We start from the raw sequence: 18,009 nt of genomic DNA, 5'->3' as shown, positions 1-18,009 counted from the left end.
CCCCGTGCGGCGGACACCGTCCGCGAGGTCACCTTCTTCGGGACTGAAGTTACCGGTGTGACTCGCGAGAACCGAGGATTGCGCTTCCGACACGCAGGTGTGTCGCGCCCTGCGCGACGGCGGCCTCGAGGTCACCGCTCATGCCCGCCGAGACCCAGGAGGCCCCGGGATGCGACTCCCGTATGCCGCGGGCCACCTCTGCGAGGCGCGCGAAGGCCGCTCCGGCGTCGCCCCCGAGCGGCGCCACCGCCATGACCCCCCGCAGGTCGAGGTGCTCGCTCGCGGCGACCTGGTCGGCCAGGGCCGCGGCTCCCCCGGGCTCGACCCCCCCGCGTGCGGGCGGCTCGTCGAGGGAGACCTGGACCAGGACGGCGGGCCGGACTCCCCGCGCCGCAGCGGCGCGGTCGAGGGCGGCGACGAGCTTGGGGCGGTCGACCGACTGGATGACGTCGGCATACGACACCACGGAGCTCGCCTTGTTCGTCTGGAGCTGCCCGATGAAGTGCACCTCGAGGTCGGCACGCCTGGCCAGCTCGGCCACCTTGGCCGACGCCTCCTGGTCGCGGTTCTCGCCGATCGCGGTGACGCCGAGCTCGGCGAGGAGGTCCGCGTCACTGGCCGGGAAGAACTTGGTCACCGCGACCAACGACACCTCGGCGGGGTCGCGCCCCGCCAGGGCGCAGGCGGCAGCGATGCGCGCGTGCACGGTCGCGAGGTTGCGCTCGAGCTCGGCCCGCCGACCGGCGGCCCCACTCACGGCGCGCCAGCCACGACGACGCCGGCATACCGCCCGGTCCGACCGTCGCGACGATAGGAGAACAACCTCTCGTCCTCGCGGGCACATCCCGGAACCCATTGCACCGCAACGTGGTTCGCCACCAGCTGCGCGACGACCCCGGCAGCCACGTCGATCGCCGGCGTGCCCGACCACGAGCGGGCCGACGCCTCGGGCACCACGGCCGCAGCCGCCGCCCGCAGCTCCTCGGGCACCTCGTAGCAGCGCGCGCAGATCGACGGCCCGACCACTGCCCTCAGGTCGCGGGCGCCGAGCTCGCGCAGCCGCTCGACCGCGACGTCGACGATCCTCGCGGACATCCCCGGGCGGCCCGCGTGCACCGCACCGACGACTCCGGCCTCGACATCGGCGAGCAGCACGGGCGTGCAGTCGGCGACCAGCACGGCCAGGGCGAGCCCTGGCGTCGCGGTGACGACTCCGTCAGCCGGTGGCGGGTCACCCTGGGCCCACGGTCCGTCGGCCACCACGACCTCCGCCCCGTGGCACTGCTGCATGAAGAGGAGGTGGTCGCGGCGCACACCCGTGGCGGTCGCCACCACCTGCCGGTTGGCCTCGACCGCCGCCTCGTCGTCGCCCACGTGGCCACCGAGGTTGAGCGAGGCGAAGTCGCCTGCGCTGCGGCCGCCTTCACGGTCGGTGAAGGCCCACGAGACACGACCAGTCTGCTGGCGCCAGTAGAACACCGGCCCAACCTACGACAGGGGCGCCGGACCAGCTCGGTCCGGCGCCCCTGTCGGCGTGGATCATGCTCGACGTGGTCGCAGTCGGCCGCGACCGCACGCCGACGTTCACGTCAGGCGGTGCCTACTTCAGGAAGTCGGGCACGTCGAGGTCGTCGCCCTCGTCGAAGGTGACGGTCCTCGGCGGTCGACCGGCGGGCTCGCGCGGTGCGACCGGCTCGACCCCGGTCGGCTGCGACGTCGTCACCGGGCCGTCCTCGACCACGGGCGTGGGCTCTGCAGGCCGGGGAGCGGCCTGGGGGGCCTGGGCAGCAGGAGCCGGCGCGGCAGGTGCCGGCGCGGCAGGTGCGGAGTGCCCGGCGGTCTCCTGGACCGCGCGCTGGGACCCCTGGATCTGGCCGATGGCGCGGTCGTTCTCGCGCTTCAGCGGGGCACCCCCGTCGAAGCCCGCAGCGATCACCGTCACGCGGACCTCGTCGCCGAGGGCGTCGTCGATGACCGCGCCGAAGATGATGTTGGCCTCGGGGTGGGCGGCCTCCTGCACCAGTCGGGCCGCCTCGTTGATCTCGAACAGGCCGAGGTCACTCCCGCCCTGGATGGAGAGCAGGACGCCGTGGGCACCGTCGATGCTCGCCTCGAGCAGCGGGCTGGAGATGGCGAGCTCGGCCGCCTGGACCGCCCGGTCGTCACCGCGGGACGAGCCGATCCCCATCAGGGCCGAACCGGCCCCCTGCATGACGGACTTCACGTCGGCGAAGTCGAGGTTGATCAGGCCGGGCGTGGTGATCAGGTCGGTGATGCCCTGGACACCCGAGAGCAGGACCTGGTCGGCCGAGCGGAAGGCGTCGAGCATGCTCACCGTGCGGTCGCTGATCGAGAGGAGTCGGTCGTTGGGGATGACGATGAGGGTGTCGACCTCCTCGCGCAGGTTCGCGATGCCGGTCTCGGCCTGGTTGGCCCGACGACGACCCTCGAAGGTGAAGGGCCGGGTCACGACACCGATCGTCAGGGCGCCCAGGCCCTTGGCGATCTTGGCGACGACGGGCGCACCACCGGTGCCCGTGCCACCACCCTCACCCGCGGTGACGAAGACCATGTCGGCGCCCTTGAGCACCTCCTCGATCTCCTCCGCGTGGTCCTCGGCGGCCTTCTTGCCGACCTCCGGGTCGGCGCCGGCACCGAGGCCGCGGGTGAGCTCGCGACCCACGTCGAGCTTGACGTCCGCGTCACTCATGAGCAGCGCCTGCGCGTCGGTGTTGATGGCGATGAATTCGACGCCCTTGAGGCCGACCTCGATCATGCGGTTGATGGCGTTGACGCCACCACCGCCGATGCCGACGACCTTGATGACGGCCAGGTAGTTCTGCGGTGCTGCCACGGCGGTGGGCCTCTCCTGAATGCGGTGCTGGTGGTGGTCGTCCCTGCGGACGAAGTCCGTGGTGGGGCTGTGGTTCAGACGATGGGGTGCTGCGTGGTGGGGCTGTCTGGGCGGGTCGGGTTGCCTCGACGTCTAGTTGAGGGTTACCGTGCGATCCGGATCCGACCCACCTCGACGCCGCCGACGCTATGCGCCGCATGGGGTGCAGGCAACAAGGTCGGCCGCGTGTCGCAGCACGGATTCACCCGATTTCACGGTTTCTCCCGACGCGGTCCGGACGAGTCGTCACACCCGTCACACCAGCCCCATTCGCACCATTCTGGCACGCGGGTCGACCCCTGGATGACGCGGTCCTCGACGGCTCGGTCAGCGGGTCACCGGCGTGCTCGGGGCGCTGACGTCGATCAGCTTCGGGTTGCCCTTGAGCAGGGCGGTCATGATGGCGAGCTTTCGCTCGGGCTCGTTCACCCCGCCCCACACGATGGAGGTGCGCCCGATCCTCAGCGTGACCAGGTTCGCGCTGCTGACCGTCACGTTGCTGACCCGCTTCTGCGTCGTCGCGGGCAGCACCTTCACCACGCTCACGGCGGCCGCGAGGGCGTCCGGCGACAGGGCCGCCTGGGTCGCGGCGTTGACGGTCGGGACACCGGCAGGCGCCTTGCTCACGTGGGCGTACGCGACCCCGGTCGCATCCACAACCTGTAGTTGACCTTGAGGGTTCTTGACCACCAGGAAGGGCTGGCGGGGGCTGGCGTGGATGACCAGCGTGCTGGGCCAGGACCGCTCGATGGACACGTCGGCCACGGTGGCCCGCTCCGCCACGCGCGCCGCGACGGCGGCACTGTCGACCCGGGCGAGGGGCAGGCCCAGGGGCACCTTCGCCAGCGTCCGGATGGCCGCGACCTCCGAGTCGGGGACCCCCACGACCTCGACGGTGCGCACCGACAGCACCGGGCTGAAGCCGACCACCCACCCGAGCAGGCCGACCACGACGAGGGCCGCGGCGGCATACCCGAGGAGTCGGAGGGGACGCTGGCGCACCTCGTGGGCGCGACGCTGGAACCTGGCCCTCGACGACGCGAGGCCGGTCCGGGTCGCGGTTCGGGTCGCGGTTCGGGTCGTCGGCCGGGTGGTGGTGCGGGAACCCGAGGACCCCGGGTGCTGGCTCACGACGGACCGAGGGCGCGCAGGATCTCGGGCCCGATCATCGTCACGTCTCCGGCACCCACCGTGAGGACCAGGTCATTGGCGCGGGCCAGGCCGGCCACGTGGCCGGCCACGGCCGACCAGGAGGAGACGACCGAGACGTCGGCGTCGGGACGCAGCTCACGCAGCGCGTCGGCGACGAGCTGGGAGGAGACACCGGGCATGGGGTCCTCGCGCGCGGCGTAGACCTCCATGAGGACGACCACGTCGGCGGGCGCGAGGGCGGCGGCGAACTCCCGGGCGAAGTCACGGGTGCGTGAGTAGAGGTGCGGCTGGAACACCACCACGAGCCGTCCGTCACCCACGAGCTCGGCGCCGGTGCTGACGACCGCGGCGACCTTGCCGGGGTTGTGCGCGTAGTCGTCGACCACCGAGACCCCGGCCGCCGACCCCTTGGGTTCGAACCTGCGGCGGGTGCCGGTGAACCCGAACAGCCCGTCGAGGACCCGGGTCGGGTCCTGGCCGAGGCCATCGACAGCCACGGTGTAGGCAGCGGCGGCATTGAGGAGGTTGTGTCGTCCGGGGATGTTGATGCGCAGGTTGCGGTCCACGCCGTCCGGCCCGGTGACGGTCACCCGTCCCATCAGGCCGCGGAACACCTCTCCCCTGAGCACCACGTCGGCCTCGGTCGACCACCCGTAGGTGAGCACGCGGGTGCCCGACTCGCGGGCGACCCGGGCGAGCTCGCGGGAGCCCTCGTCGTCCTCACACGCCACGAGCAGGCCACCGGGCAGGATCGTCGCGGCGAAGGCCGAGTAGGCCTCCTTGACCCGCTCGAAGCTGCCGTAGAAGTCGAGGTGGTCGGGTTGCACGTTCGTGACGACCGCGACCTCGGGCCGGTAGACCAGGAACGAGCCGTCGCTCTCGTCGGCCTCGGCCACGAAGACCTCGCCGCTCCCCCAGTGGGCGTTCGTGCCGTGCTTGGCGAGCTCGCCGCCCGCTGCGAACGACGGGTCGGCGCCGCAGTGCTGGAGCGCCACCGTGAGCATCGAGGTGGTCGTCGTCTTGCCGTTGGCCCCCGCGACGGCGACCCTGCGCGAGTCGACCATGGTGCTGGCCAGTGCCTGCGAACGGTGCAGCACCCGGAGCCCGGCCGCGCGCGCGGCCACGAGCTCGACGTTGGACTCACGGATCGCCGAGGAGATCACCACCGTGTCCTTGCCCTCCACGTATGCCGCGTCGTGGCCCACGTGCACCTCGGCCCCCTCGGCGGCGAGTGCGGCGAGCACGGGCGACTGCTTCGCGTCGGAGCCGCTCACCGAGCAGCCTCGGGCGAGCATGACGCGGGCCACGCCCGACATCCCGGCGCCGCCGATGGCGATGAAGTGGATCGACCCGAGCTCCTCCAACGGAGGGATCGGCGCGGTGAAGTCGAACCGGTCGTTGGAGCCGTTCATCGTCTCCCCGCAAGGGATTTCGCGTAGGCGGCCAGGACCATGTCGGCGAGGAGCTCGTCGGCGCCCCGCTCCCCCGTCGCGGCCGAGGCGGCCGCCATCGCATCCAGGCGGTCACGGTCGGACACCAGCGGCACGAGGGTGGTGTCGATCCACGCCGGCGTCAGCGCGGAGTCCTCCACCAGCAGGCCACCACCGGCGGCCACGACGTCGGCGGCGTTGAACCGCTGCTCGCCGTTGCCGATCGGCAGGGGCACGTAGACCGCGGGAAGCCCGACGGCGGTCAGCTCACACACCGTGTTGGCGCCGGCCCGGGCCACCACGAGGTCGGCTGCGGCATACGCGAGGTCCATGCGGTCGGCGTAGGGCGCGACGACGTAAGGCGCGCCGGGCCCGCCGGTGGTGACCTCGAACTCCTTGCCGGCACCGGTCAGGTGCAGGACCTGCACCCCCGATGCCCGCAGCTCGTCCACGCGGGCTTCGAAGGCGGTGTTGAGGCGTTGCGCCCCGAGCGACCCGCCGGTGACCAGCACGGTCGGCCAGTGGGGCTCGAGCCCGAAGTGCGCGAGCCCCTCGGGGCGCGAGGCGACCCGGTCGAGCTGGGTGATCTCTCGGCGCAGGGGCATGCCGATGGCGGTGGCGTGGGTTAGCTTCGTGCTCGCGAAGGTGGTCGCGACGAAGTCCGTCATGCGGGCCCCGAGGCGGTTGGCCACCCCCGGACGGGCGTTCTGCTCGTGCACCACCACCGGGACGTGGCGGCGCCGCGCCGCGAGGTAGGCGGGGGTGGAGACGTAGCCGCCGAAGCCGACGACGACCTCGGCCCCGGTCTGCTCGATGGCCTGCTCGGCGGCGGCGACGGCGGCCCGCAGGTTGCCGGGCAGGCGCAGCAGGTCTGCGGAGGGCCTGCGGGGCAGGGGCACCTTGGGCACGGTCAGCAGCGGGTAACCACGCTCGGGGACGAGGCGCGCCTCGAGGCCGGACTCGGTGCCCAGGGCGGTGACGACGATGTCAGGGTCGCGGCGGCGCAGGCAGTCGGCCAGCGCGAGCAGCGGCGAGACGTGACCAGCCGTCCCACCACCGGCCAGCAGGACCGACGACGGTGTGTCAGCAGACATCAGCGACGTCCCCGGCGCCCCGGCAGGACAGCGAGCGAGCGGCGGACCACCGACGGCTTGGCCGACAGCGCCTCACGGCAGCCGGGCTCCTGGCGCGCGAACGACAGCAACATGCCGAGGGCGAACATCGTGGTCATGAGCGAGGACCCGCCGTAGGACACCAGCGGGAGCGGGACGCCGATGACGGGGAGCAACCCGATCACCGCGCCGATGTTGATGGTGGCCTGGCAGACGATCCAGGCCATCACGCCCGCCGTGGCGACCCGGACGAAGGTGTCGTCGGACCGCAGCACGATCCGGTAGCAGACCAGGGCCAGGGCGCAGAACAGCCCGAGCAGCACGAGGGTGCCCGGCAGACCCAGCTCCTCACCGAGGATCGCGAAGATGAAGTCGTTGTGCGCCTCGGGCAGCCACTGCCACTTCTCGCGGCTGGCTCCGAGCCCGACACCCCACCAGCCACCGTCGGCCAGGGCATAGCGACCGTGCAGGGTCTGGCGGTAGCCGCCGTAGGGGTTGGTGTCCTTGCCGAGCCACACGTCGAACCGCTGCAGCCGGTTGGCGCTCGTGATCACCATCGTCACCGCCAGGGCGCCGAACAGGGCCCCGCCGTAGACGAACATGCGGCGCGGGACGCCCGCCGCGAAGAGCAGGGCCGCGACGATGCCGCCCATCACCATGACGGTGCCGAGGTCGTGACCGAGCAGCACCAGGCCGATCGTGACGGCTGACACCGGGAACAGGAACGGGACGACGACGTGCCCCATCCGGCCGAGCAGCTTGCGCTTGGCGGTCAGCACGGTGGCCCCCACCAGCACGAGCCCCACCTTGGCGAACTCGGACGGCTGCAGGGAGATCGGGCCCACCGCGAGCCAGTTGCGGTTGCCGTTCACCGACACCCCGAGCGGGGTGAAGACGAGGAGCTGGAGGAAGAGGGCGCCCACCAGGATCGGCACCGAGAGCGCCTTCCACACCCGCAGTGGCACGCGCGAGGCGACGACGATGGCGATCGCGCCCATGGCCGCGAACTGGAGCTGCTTGCGGAAGTAGACGTAGGGGGTGGCGTTGTCGGTCTGCACCAGGGACTTCACCGACGAGGCGGACAGCACCATGATCAGCCCGATGACCACGAGCACCACGGTCACGCTGAGCAGCACGTAGTAGCTCGTGACCGGCGAGTCGAGCCGCTGGAGCCACCCGCCGACCCGGCCCTGCTCGTCCTGCGTCACCGAGGCGCGCGACGCGCTCCGCGCCCGTGGGGGCGCGGCGGTGGTACTGCTCACGGCTACTCCCCCGCGGACCCGGCGCGGCGGGCGACCGCCGCGGCGAAGGCGTCGCCCCGGGCACCGTAGTTGGGGAACATGTCCATCGAGGCCGCGGCCGGCGCCAGCAGCACGACGTCACCCGGCTGGGCGAGCTCCGCGGCTCGCGCGACGACGGTCTCCATGACCCCAGTGTCCGTGCTCGACACCTCGACGACCGGGACATCCGGCGCGTGTCGGGCCAGCGCCTCCGCGAGCCGGGCGCGATCGGCGCCGATCAGCACCACGCCACGCAGCTGCCCGACGGCGTCGCGCACGAGGTCGTCGACGTCGGCGCCCTTCAGCAGGCCGCCGGCGATCCAGACGACGTGCTCGAACGCGTGCAGCGACGCGGCCGCCGCGTGGGGGTTGGTGGCCTTGGAGTCGTCGACGTAGCGGACCCCGTCGACCTCACCGCAGTCGGCAATGCGGTGGGGGTCGGGGGTGAAGGCCCGCAAGCCGTCGCGGACCGCCAACGGCGCGACGCCGTAGGACCTGGCCAGGGCTGCGGCCGCCAGGGCGTTCGCCAGGTTGTGGGGCGCGAGCGTCGCTGCGGCGCCCCGGACGTCGTCGAGGGTGGCCAGCTCGGCCGCGGAGGTCTTGCGCTGCTCGACGAAGGCGCGGTCGGCGAGGATGTCGTCGACGACCCCCACCATGGACAGGGCCGGCGTGCCCAACGTGAAGCCGATGGCCCGACACCCTTCCTGCACCTCGGCGTCCCTGACGAGCTGTTCGGTCACCGGGTCCTGCACGTTGTAGACGCAGGCCACCTTGGTGCGCGCGTAGACCTTGCCCTTGGCCCGCTGGTACTCCTCGAGCGAGCCGTGCCAGTCGAGGTGGTCGGGCGCGACGTTGAGGCAGGCGGACGAGTAGGGGGCGATCGAGTCCGACCAGTGCAGCTGGAAGCTCGACAGCTCCACCGCGATGACGTCGTAGGGCTGCGGGTGCAGGACGGCCTCGAGGATGGGCGTGCCGACGTTGCCGGCCGCCGTGGCGCGCAGGCCCGCCGCCCGCAGCATCGACGCGAGCATCTCGACCGTCGTCGTCTTGCCGTTGGTGCCGGTGATGGTCAGCCAGGGAGCGGGCCCCACCTCGGCGCGCATCCGCCAGGCCAGCTCGACCTCACCCCAGACCGGGATCTCGGCCTGGGCGGCGGCGAGGAGCAGCGGCTGGTCGGGGCGCCAGCCCGGCGAGGTGACGACGAGGTCGGGCACCCGGCCGGCCGGCATACCCGTCACGTGCTCGGGGCCGACCCGCACGTCCACGCCGAGGATGTCGAGGATCCGGGCGCGCTCGCCCAGGGCGGTGTTGACCTCGGGGTCTCCACCGTCGACCGCGACCACGCGGGCCCCTCGCTCGTGCAACGCGTCGGCAGCGGCGAAGCCGCTCACGCCGAGCCCGGCGACGACCACGTGGATGCCGCTCCAGTCGGCACTGCCGCTGGTGAGGCCGTCGAGTCGTCCGATCACGCCGCGCCCACCACCCACTCGGCATAGAACAGGCCGAGTCCGAGCGCGACGAAGAGTCCCGCGATGATCCAGAACCTGATGACGATGGTGACCTCGTTCCACCCGAGCAGCTCGAAGTGGTGCTGCAGCGGCGCCATCCGGAAGACCCGCTTGCCGGTCATCTTGAACGAGCCGACCTGGATGATCACCGAGAGGGTGATCGTCACGAACAGCCCGCCCAGGATGACGACGAGCAGCTCGGTGCGCGTGGTGATCGCCAGGCCGGCCAGCCCACCGCCGAGGGCCAGGGACCCGGTGTCGCCCATGAAGATCTTGGCCGGTGAGGCGTTCCACCACAGGAAGCCGAAGCAGGCACCCATGGCAGCCGCAGCCACCACCGCGAGGTCTCTGGAGTCGCGCACCTCGTAGCACTTGAGACCCGGCGTGGTCTGGCAGTTCTGGTTGCCCTGCCAGATGCCGATCAGCACGTAGGCGGCGAACACCATCACGGAGGCACCGGTCGCCAGCCCGTCGAGGCCGTCGGTGAGGTTCACGCCGTTGGACGTGCCCGCGATCATGATGTTGGCCCAGATGATGAACAGGAGCAGCCCGAGCAGCGTGCCGGCGAAGGCCAGGTCGATGGGGGTGTCACGCACGAACGAGATGTGCGTCGACCCCGGGGTGCGGTTCTTGGTGTTGGGGAACTGCAGGACCAACACGGCGAACACGACCGCCACGAGGGTCTGCCCGGCGAGCTTCTCGCGGGAGCGCAGCCCCAGGCTGCGCTGCTTGGAGATCTTGATGTAGTCATCGAGGAACCCCACCAGGCCGAGCCCGGACATGAGGAACAGCACGAGCACGCCGCTCCACGTCAGTGGCGTGCCGGTGATCGCGTGCGCGAGCCCGTATGCCGCGAGGCTGGAGCCGATGATGATCGCGCCACCCATGGTGGGCGTGCCGCGCTTGGTGTGGTGGGAGGTCGGTCCGTCGTCGCGGATGAACTGGCCGTAGCCGCGGCGGACGAGGAACTTGATGAACATCGGGGTGCCGAACAGCGCGCCGACGAGGCTGATGACGGCAGCGAGCAGCACCGCCTTCACGTCGTGCCCTCCTCGCTGTTGTCCGCGCCGTTGTCCGGGGCGTTGTCGGTGCTGTCGTCCGCGCTGCTGGTGTCCGGGCCCTCTGCTGCGCCGCTCCCGGCCAGCCTGTCTCCGAGCCACCGTAGTCCGGCATCGCGGCTGGACTTGAACAACACGACGTCACCGGGCCGAAGTTCTTCGGCGAGCAGGGCGTAGGCGGCGTCCGCATCGGGCACCCAGACCGCCTCGTCGCCCCACGAGCCCTCGTGCTGGGCACCCGACGCCATCGGCCGGGCGGTGTCGCCCACGACGACGAGCCGGGAGATGTTGAGCCGCACGGCGAGCCGGCCGATCGCGTCGTGCTCGGCCGTGGAGTCGTCTCCGAGCTCCAGCATCGACCCGAGCACGGCCCAGGTCCGGCGCGAGGGGGCGGTGTCTGCGCCGCCGCGTCCACCACCCATCGCCACGAGCGCCTTGAGTGCCGCGCGCATGGAGTCGGGGTTGGCGTTGTAGGCGTCGTTGACGACGGTGACACCGTCAGGGCGCTCGGTGACCTCCATCCGCCAGCGGGAGGCAGGGGTGGCGGTGGCCAGCGCGGCGACGATGTCGGGCAGCGCCAGGCCACACTCGAGCGCGGTCGCCACGACGGCCAGCGCGTTGCCGACATGGTGCTCACCGTGCAGCGGCAGGGTCACGTCTGCGCTGCCACTGGGGGTGGTCACGCGGAACGTCGGCCGACCGGACTCGTCGAGCGTGGTCTGCGTGGCGCGTACGTCGGCATCGGCCGCCGACCCGACCAGCAGCACCCGGGCGACGGTCTTGGCGGCCATCGCCCGGACGGCGGCGTCGTCGGCGTTGAGCACCGCCAGGCCGGTCGCGGGCAGGGCCTCGACGAGCTCGGCCTTGGCCACCGCGATCGCCTCGCGCGACCCGAACTCCCCCACGTGGGCAGAGCCGACGTTGAGCTCGATCCCTATGCGGGGCGGGGCGATTCGCGTGAGGTAGGCGATGTGGCCGACGCCCCGGGCGCCCATCTCGACCACGAGGAACCGGGTCTGCGGCTCGACCCTGAAGACGGTCAGCGGCACGCCCACCTCGGAGTTGAGCGACCCGACCGGGGCGACGGTGGGCGCGGCACTGGACAGCACGCTGGCGAGCAGGTCCTTGGTGGAGGTCTTGCCCGACGAGCCGGTGATGCCGATGACGGTCAGGTCGGGGTGACGGTCCACGACGGCGCGCGCCAGCGACGCGAGCCCCTCCTGGATGTCGTCGACGACGACGCACGGCAGGTCGTCCACGGGACGGGTGGTCATCGCCGCCACGGCCCCGAGCGCAGCAGCGGACGCGACGAACTGGTGACCGTCCAGCTGCTCCCCGACGCGGGCGACGTAGAGCCCACCGGGCCCGGCCTCCCGGGAGTCGGTGACGACGGGTCCGTCGACGACGAGCGACGCGGCGGCGTGGTCGTCGAGGCCGTGCAGGCGACCACCGGTGACCTCGGCGATCTGCGCCAGCGACATGGGGATCATCGTCGTGCTCCCCCGTCCGCGTCGGGCTGGTCCCCGGCCAGGAGCGACTCGAGGGCGCGCCGGGCCTCGTCGCGGTCGTCGAAGGGGTGGACCGTCCCGGCGATCTCCTGACCCGTCTCGTGGCCCTTGCCGACGACGGCGACGACACTGCCCGGCCCTGCCTCGTGGGCTGCGCGGACGGCCTGCGCGATGGCGCTCGCGCGCCCCTCGACGTCCCGCAGCCGGGCGGGGGTGCCGGCGGCGCGGGCACCGTCGAGGACTGCGGCCCTGATCGCCTCGGGTGGCTCACCCCTCGGGTTGTCGTCGGTGACGACGACGACGTCGGCGCCCTCGGCGGCGGCGCGCCCCATCGCGGCGCGCTTGCCGCGGTCGCGGTCCCCTCCGGCGCCCAGCACGACGACCAGGCAGCCACTGGTCGCGGGTCGCAGCGCCTTGAGTGCCGCGGCGACCGCATCGGGGGTGTGGGCGTAGTCGACCACGACGAGGGGCAGCTCGGCGTCCGAGCCGGACGCCGGTCCGGCGGGCACGGCCGTCCGGTCCACCACGACGCGCTCCATCCGTCCGGGGACGTGGGGGTCGACGAGGAGGGCCCGCTCGGCGTCCGCGGCGGGAATCCCGGCGGACAGCAGGGCCAGCGCGGCCATCGCGGTGTTGACCCGGTTGAAGTCACCGGGCAGGGCCGAGCGCAGGTGCATCGTCGTCGACCCGTCGGACAACGTGAATGTGGCCGGGTCCTCCTCGCCGGCCACGAGCCGCCAGTCGGCGTCGACGTCGGCGAGCGAGGTCAGCGTGGTCACCGGCACGGTGGCGATGGTGGTCAGCTCCTGCCCCCACTCGTCGTCCACGCAGACGATGCCGGTGCGCGACCGGTGCGGGGTGAACAGGTCGGCCTTGGCCAGGAAGTAGTCACGCATCGTCGGGTGGAAGTCGAGGTGGTCCTGCGACAGGTTCGTGAACAGCGCGACGTCGTAGACGACCCCGTCCACCCGGTGCTGGCTCAGGGCGTGGCTCGACACCTCCATCACGCAGGAGTCGATGCCCCGCTCGGTCATCACCGCGAGCAGGGCGTGCAGGACGGTGGCCTCCGGGGTCGTGCGGACGCTCTTGATCCGCTCGTCGCCGATGCGGGTCTCGACCGTGCCGATGAGACCGGTGGTGTGGCCCAGGGCGATGAGCGCCGAGTTGACCAGGTAGGCCGTGGTGGTCTTGCCGTTCGTCCCGGTCACGCCGTACAGGCGCAGCGGGAGGTCGACCGTCCCGTAGACCAGCGAGGCCACCTGGCCCACCTGGCTGCGGGGATCCTCGACCACGACGCGGGGCAGGTCCACGCCCTCGGCGTCGAGCTGGGCGGCACCGGCCGCGTCGGTGAGCACGGCGACGGCACCGGCGTCGCGGGCCCCCGCGGCATACCTCGCTCCGTGGGTGTTGGCCCCGGGGAGCGCCGCGTAGAGGTCACCCGCGACGACGTCCTGCGACGAGAGGGTCACCCCCGTGACCGCACGGTCGGGACCCGCCAGCTCACCGCGGACGAGGGAGGCCACGGCGTGGAGCATGGCGTGCGGGGACGACGGCCGGGGTGATGACACGGACAGCGAGCCTACCCTCAGCGGGAGGCGCCGGATGCGCCCGACCTGCGGTCGCGGATCACGCTGGGGTCACCCGCGGCGGGAGTCTTGTCGGCGTGGATCTTCGCCACCGGCGAGCTGGTGCCCGTCGGCGGGATCTGGAGCTCCTGGAGGGCGTAGGTCATCACGTCGTGGAAGACCGGGCCGGCCACCACACCGCCGAAGTAGCCCTTGATCGGGCGCTGCAGGGTCACCGCGACCACGATCTCGGGGGCGTCGGCCGGTGCGAACCCGATGAAGCTCGCGGTCTTGCCCGAGTAGCCACCGACCCGCGCGTCGTAGCGGTCGGCGGTGCCGGTCTTGCCGGCCACGCGGTAGCCGGGGATCTTGGCCTCGGGCGCGGTGCCCTCCTTGCCGACGACGCCCTCGAGCATGTCGCGCACCTGCTTGGCCGTCTGGGGCGAGACCACCTTCACGGGGGCCGGCTTCTCGGCGGGGATGAAGCCGCCCTTGCCGTCTCCGGTGGCGGCCACGATCCGCGGGGGGATGCGGACTCCGTCGTTGGCGATCGTCTGGAACACCCCGGCGGCCTGGAGCGCGTTGACGGACAGGCCCTGCCCGAACAGCACCGTGTAGCGCTGGGAGCCGTTCCAGTCCTTGACGTTGGTCAGCAGGCCCGGCCCCTCACCGGGGAAGCCCATCCCGGAGGTCTGGCCGAGCCCGAACTTCTTGAAGTAGTCGTACATCGTCGACGCCTTGACCTTCTCGCCGGCCAGGATGGTGCCGATGTTGCTGGACTGCGCCAGGACCCCGGCGAAGGTGAGGTACTCGGTGGGGTGGTCATGGCTGTCCTTGAACTCCGTGGCCGCGCGGTGGATCCGGTTGGGCACCTCGACGACGGTGGACGGCGTCACGACGCCCTGCTCGATCGCCGCGGCCGCGGTCATGACCTTGCCGGTCGACCCGGGCTCGTAGACGTCGTTGAAGGCCTTGTTGGTCCAGTTCGCGCTGGACTGGGCCGGCTGGTTGGGGTCGAAGGTCGGGTAGGACGCGACGGCGAGCAGCTCGCCGGTCCGGACGTTCTCGACGACGACGGTGCCGGACAGCGCCTGGGTCTCGATCACCTTCTGCGCCACGGCGTTCTGGGCGAACCACTGCAGGTCGGAGTCGATGGTCAGCTGCACCTCGCGACCGGGCACCGGGTTGATGGTCTCCGAGCGGGCGTTGGGGATCGGCCGGCCGTCCTGCGACTGCTCGAAGATGGTCTTGCCCGACTTGCCCTTGAGGGTCTTGTCCATGAGCACCTCGAGCCCACCACCGGCCGAGCCGTCCGACTGCACGAAGCCGACGAGGGCCGAGGCCGCGGTGGAGGTCGGGTAGACGCGGTCGGACGTCGCCTCGGAGTAGATGCCGTTGACGCCGAGCTCGGAGATCTTGCGCCAGTTGAGGGGCGTGACGTTCTTCTGGAGGATCCGGTACCTCGCCTCGCCGGTCAGCTCCTTGGTGAGGGTGTCCACCGGGATGCCGAGCAGCGGTGAGAGGTCGACCGCGGCCCCGGCGGCGCCCACCTTCGTGCGGACCCCGTCGACCGTCTTGACGTACTCCTTGACCGCCGTCTGGTCGACGGTCACGGTGCGTCGCTCGATGCTCGAGGCGAGGATCGTGCCGTTGCGGTCGGTGATCGCCCCGCGCAGCGCGGGCAGCGGGATCGTCGCGGTGCGCGACGACTGCGCGTCCTTGGAGACCGCCGAGGCGTCGAAACCCTGCAGGCGCAGCAGCTGGGCTCCGAAGATGCTGAAGATGAACAGGACGGCGACCGTCATGGTGCGCATCCGGCGCCGCGGGCTGGACCCGTCGAGGCTGACCTTCCGCCGTCCGGGGGGCCGCGGTGGCGCCGGCGGGCGCTGGCCCACTCGCGCCGGCTTCGGTGTCGTCGGCATGGTGGGCTTGGTTGGCTTGGTGGGCTTCGGGGATGGCTTGGCGGCCCGGCCCGGGCCCGGCTGCTTGCCCGCGGCAGCGGTGCGGGGGTCACCGACCTTCGGGTGCGGGGTGCCGGGGCGGGCCACGCGAGGACCCGAGGGCGCAGTGCGGCGCGGGGCTCCGGGGCGGCTGCCTCGGGTCTGCGTCACTGGGTACCTCGCGTCCTGTCCAGGGGTCGGGTCGGGTGGGGGCTAGCGGGGAGCCGGCGTGATGCCCGGCTTCTTCGCCTTGGTGGTCGTGGTGCTCGTCGTCGTCTTGGTCTTCGCGTTGACACTCGTCACCGTGGTCTGGACCGAGCCGTCCGGCTTGGTCACCACCATGGTCGTCGTCGTCACATCCCCCTTCTTCGTGACGCGGGTCGACGGCTCGGTGCTCTTGGTCGTCGCGACCTTCGCCGAGGTCGCCGCAGGAGCCGTCACCACGGTAAAGCCGTTGTCCTTCTTCGCCGCCTTCGCCACGCCGAGCACCTTGCCGTCCGAGAGCCGCAGGAAGGCGGCCGAGTCGGCCGGCACCATGCCGAGCCGGGTGGCGCGCGCGGCCAGGTTCGCGGGGCTGCGCTGGGCGTCGATGGCCTGGGTCAGGGCGTCCTGGGTGTCGGCGAGCTCGCCGGAGGTGGCTTGGAGGTTGTGCAGGGTGAACGAGCCCTCGGCCATCGCCGTGTTGAGCATGAGCAGGCCGACCAGGCCCGCGCACAGCAGGGTCATGCACAGCGCGGCGAAGACGCCGTTGCCCGGGTGCCCTACGGCCGCCGGGACCACCCGGAGCGGTTGCGCAGGAGTGACCCTCCGGGCAGGGGCCCGAGATGCGACCCTCGCCGTCGCAGTCTGCTGGCTCATCGGTGTGTTCCCTTCGTGGTGACAGTCGGTCGGGTGCGCTCGGCGGCGCGCAGGCGCACCGAGGCGGATCGGGGGTTGCTGGCCTGCTCCTCGGCACTCGCCTCTTCGGCGCCGCGGGTCAGCAGCCGCAGGTATGCCGCGTGCTCGGGCAGCTCGACCGGAAGGCCGTGCGGGCTGCTGCCCTTGGCGCCGGCGGTGAGGACGCGCTTGGTGATGCGGTCCTCGAGCGAGTGGTAGGACAGGACCGCGATGCGCCCGCCGACGGCCAGGGCGTCGATCGCGCGCGGCAGGGCCGCTGCCCAGCCCGACAGCTCGGCGTTGACCTCGATGCGCAGGGCCTGGAAGGTCCGCTTGCCGGGGTGTCCGCCGCTCTTCTGCGACGCGGCCGGGACCACCTTCTTGAGGAGGTCGACCAGCCGGCCCGAGGTGGTGAACGGCTCGACCTCGCGCTCGCGCACGATCGCCGCGACGATCTTCCGGGCGAACCGCTCCTCACCGAAGTCGCGCAGCACGGTCTCGAGCTCGGCCGCGTCGTAGGTGTTGAGCACCTCGGCGGCGGTGAGCCCGGTCGACTGGTCCATCCGCATGTCCAGGGGTGCGTCCTGGCTGTAGGAGAAGCCACGGTCGGCCTCGTCGAGCTGGAGCGAGGACACGCCCAGGTCGTAGAGGGCGGCGTCGACGTGGTCGACCCCCGCCTCGGCGAGGGCGCCCGGCACGTCGTCGTAGACCGCGTGCACGAAGGTGACGCGACCGGCATACGGCTCGAGCCGCTCGGCCGCGAGCGCCAGCGCCTCCTGGTCGCGGTCGACGCCCACGACCTGCGCGGCGGGGCAGCGCTCGAGGATTGCCTCGGCGTGGCCGCCCATGCCGAGGGTCCCGTCGAGGTAGACGGCGCCCGGCGCCTGGAGGGCCGGGGCCAGCAGCTCGACGATGCGGTCGCGAAGGACGGGAACGTGCCGGTCGGCGGCCATTCCTCGTGCGTTCATCGACATCTCCTGCGGACGGTGCTGGTGCTGCGCGGCTTCGGTGCGGGTGCTGAGGGGTGCTGCGGGGGTGCGGTGCTGGTCTGGTGCTGGTCTGGTGGCGGGGTGGTCCTGCGGTCAGGTCTCCATCCGCTCCAAGGGATGCGCCCGGGACGGGGGAAGTCGTCCCGGGAAGCGAAGCGGCTGGAGACCTGGCTCCAGGGGCACGGCGGTGAGAAGGGTCGGGGGCTCGGTCAGGGCGAGGCACGCCCAGGTCAGAGGAGTCCGGGGATGACCTCCTCGGACTGGTCGGAGAAGCCCTGCTCGGTGGACTCGAGGTAGGCGTTCCAGGCGGTGGTGTCCCAGACCTCGACGCGGGAGCCGGCGCCGATGACCGTGCACTCACGGGTGAGCCCCGCGTAGGCGCGCAGGTTGGCCGGGATGGTGACCCGGCCCTGCTTGTCGGGCACCTCGTCGGAGGCGCCCGAGAGGAAGACGCGGGTGAAGTCGCGGACGGCCTTGCTGGTGGTCGGCGCCGCCTGCATCTGCTGGGTGACCTTGAGGAACTCGTCCATCGGGAAGACGTAGAGGCAGCGCTCCTGGCCCCGGGTCACGACCAGCCCGTCGGACATCCGGTCGCGGAACTTGGCGGGCAGGAAGAGCCGGCCCTTGTCGTCGAGTCGGGGGCTGTGTGTGCCGAGAAACATCGCGCCCACCTCCCCTGCCGACCCGGTCGAGGACCC

The 18,009-nt window shown here is 72.0% G+C and carries 15 protein-coding genes; all 15 read right to left on the bottom strand.

Features of this window, described 5'->3' with window-relative positions; all coding sequences use genetic code 11:
- Positions 1-49 precede the first annotated feature (49 nt).
- The 15 genes from ABD262_RS04855 to mraZ all read right to left on the bottom strand — a co-directional run bounded on the left by ABD262_RS04855 (position 50) and on the right by mraZ (position 17,973).
- Positions 50-757: a YggS family pyridoxal phosphate-dependent enzyme gene (locus tag ABD262_RS04855; RefSeq protein ID WP_344131987.1), complete on the bottom strand. Its 708-nt coding sequence runs from the start codon at positions 755-757 to the stop codon at positions 50-52.
- Positions 754-1,479: a peptidoglycan editing factor PgeF gene (gene pgeF, locus ABD262_RS04850; RefSeq protein ID WP_344131984.1), complete on the bottom strand. Its 726-nt coding sequence runs from the start codon at positions 1,477-1,479 to the stop codon at positions 754-756. The genes ABD262_RS04855 and pgeF overlap by 4 nt, the downstream gene beginning before the upstream one ends.
- 121 nt (positions 1,480-1,600) lie before the next feature.
- Positions 1,601-2,854: a cell division protein FtsZ gene (gene ftsZ / locus ABD262_RS04845; protein ID WP_344131981.1), complete on the bottom strand. Its 1,254-nt coding sequence runs from the start codon at positions 2,852-2,854 to the stop codon at positions 1,601-1,603.
- 366 nt (positions 2,855-3,220) lie between these two features.
- A complete protein-coding gene (locus ABD262_RS04840) occupies positions 3,221-3,895 on the bottom strand; it encodes a cell division protein FtsQ/DivIB (protein ID WP_344131978.1) in 675 nt (224 codons plus the stop codon).
- 125 nt (positions 3,896-4,020) lie between these two features.
- Entirely contained in the window at positions 4,021-5,457 is a 1,437-nt protein-coding gene (murC, locus tag ABD262_RS04835) for a UDP-N-acetylmuramate--L-alanine ligase (protein ID WP_344131975.1), read from the bottom strand.
- On the bottom strand, positions 5,454-6,569 hold the full coding sequence (gene murG / locus ABD262_RS04830; protein WP_344131972.1) for an undecaprenyldiphospho-muramoylpentapeptide beta-N-acetylglucosaminyltransferase: 1,116 nt from the start codon (positions 6,567-6,569) through the stop codon (positions 5,454-5,456). Before murG ends, murC begins: the two co-directional genes overlap by 4 nt.
- Entirely contained in the window at positions 6,569-7,849 is a 1,281-nt protein-coding gene (gene ftsW / locus ABD262_RS04825) for a putative lipid II flippase FtsW (RefSeq protein WP_344131970.1), read from the bottom strand. Before ftsW ends, murG begins: the two co-directional genes overlap by 1 nt.
- Before the next feature lie 2 nt (positions 7,850-7,851).
- Complete coding sequence (gene murD, locus ABD262_RS04820) at positions 7,852-9,336, bottom strand: UDP-N-acetylmuramoyl-L-alanine--D-glutamate ligase (RefSeq protein WP_344131967.1); 1,485 nt, start codon at positions 9,334-9,336, stop codon at positions 7,852-7,854.
- Positions 9,333-10,415: a phospho-N-acetylmuramoyl-pentapeptide-transferase gene (gene mraY / locus ABD262_RS04815; RefSeq protein ID WP_344131964.1), complete on the bottom strand. Its 1,083-nt coding sequence runs from the start codon at positions 10,413-10,415 to the stop codon at positions 9,333-9,335. The genes murD and mraY overlap by 4 nt, the downstream gene beginning before the upstream one ends.
- A complete protein-coding gene (locus tag ABD262_RS04810) occupies positions 10,412-11,923 on the bottom strand; it encodes a UDP-N-acetylmuramoyl-tripeptide--D-alanyl-D-alanine ligase (protein ID WP_344131961.1) in 1,512 nt (503 codons plus the stop codon). Before ABD262_RS04810 ends, mraY begins: the two co-directional genes overlap by 4 nt.
- A complete protein-coding gene (locus ABD262_RS04805) occupies positions 11,920-13,464 on the bottom strand; it encodes a UDP-N-acetylmuramoyl-L-alanyl-D-glutamate--2,6-diaminopimelate ligase (protein WP_344131958.1) in 1,545 nt (514 codons plus the stop codon). Before ABD262_RS04805 ends, ABD262_RS04810 begins: the two co-directional genes overlap by 4 nt.
- Positions 13,465-13,526: 62 nt before the next feature.
- Positions 13,527-15,311, bottom strand: coding sequence for a peptidoglycan D,D-transpeptidase FtsI family protein (locus tag ABD262_RS04800; RefSeq protein WP_344131955.1), 1,785 nt, complete (start codon positions 15,309-15,311; stop codon positions 13,527-13,529).
- A 348-nt stretch (positions 15,312-15,659) separates the two neighbouring features.
- Positions 15,660-16,304, bottom strand: a complete 645-nt coding sequence (ftsL, locus tag ABD262_RS04795; RefSeq protein WP_344131952.1) for a cell division protein FtsL — start codon at positions 16,302-16,304, stop codon at positions 15,660-15,662.
- Positions 16,301-17,290: a 16S rRNA (cytosine(1402)-N(4))-methyltransferase RsmH gene (rsmH, locus tag ABD262_RS04790; protein WP_344131949.1), complete on the bottom strand. Its 990-nt coding sequence runs from the start codon at positions 17,288-17,290 to the stop codon at positions 16,301-16,303. Before rsmH ends, ftsL begins: the two co-directional genes overlap by 4 nt.
- A 251-nt stretch (positions 17,291-17,541) precedes the next feature.
- Entirely contained in the window at positions 17,542-17,973 is a 432-nt protein-coding gene (gene mraZ, locus ABD262_RS04785; protein ID WP_344131946.1) for a division/cell wall cluster transcriptional repressor MraZ, read from the bottom strand.
- Positions 17,974-18,009: the final 36 nt, after the last annotated feature.

This window comes from Pedococcus bigeumensis (assembly GCF_039531795.1).
Classification (GTDB): domain Bacteria; phylum Actinomycetota; class Actinomycetes; order Actinomycetales; family Dermatophilaceae; genus Pedococcus; species Pedococcus bigeumensis.
This window is presented reverse-complemented; position numbering and strand designations above follow the sequence as displayed.

Bases quoted from the DNA above. Each gene is read 5' to 3' on its own strand.
- murC (WP_344131975.1), bottom strand. From the start codon at position 5,457: ATGAACGGCTCCAACGACCGGTTCGACTTCACCGCGCCGATCCCTCCG.
- murG (WP_344131972.1), bottom strand. From the start codon at position 6,569: ATGTCTGCTGACACACCGTCGTCGGTCCTGCTGGCCGGTGGTGGGACG.
- ABD262_RS04810 (WP_344131961.1), bottom strand. From the start codon at position 11,923: ATGATCCCCATGTCGCTGGCGCAGATCGCCGAGGTCACCGGTGGTCGC.
- ABD262_RS04800 (WP_344131955.1), bottom strand. From the start codon at position 15,311: ATGACGGTCGCCGTCCTGTTCATCTTCAGCATCTTCGGAGCCCAGCTG.
- ftsL (WP_344131952.1), bottom strand. From the start codon at position 16,304: ATGAGCCAGCAGACTGCGACGGCGAGGGTCGCATCTCGGGCCCCTGCC.
- rsmH (WP_344131949.1), bottom strand. From the start codon at position 17,290: ATGAACGCACGAGGAATGGCCGCCGACCGGCACGTTCCCGTCCTTCGC.
- mraZ (WP_344131946.1), bottom strand. From the start codon at position 17,973: ATGTTTCTCGGCACACACAGCCCCCGACTCGACGACAAGGGCCGGCTC.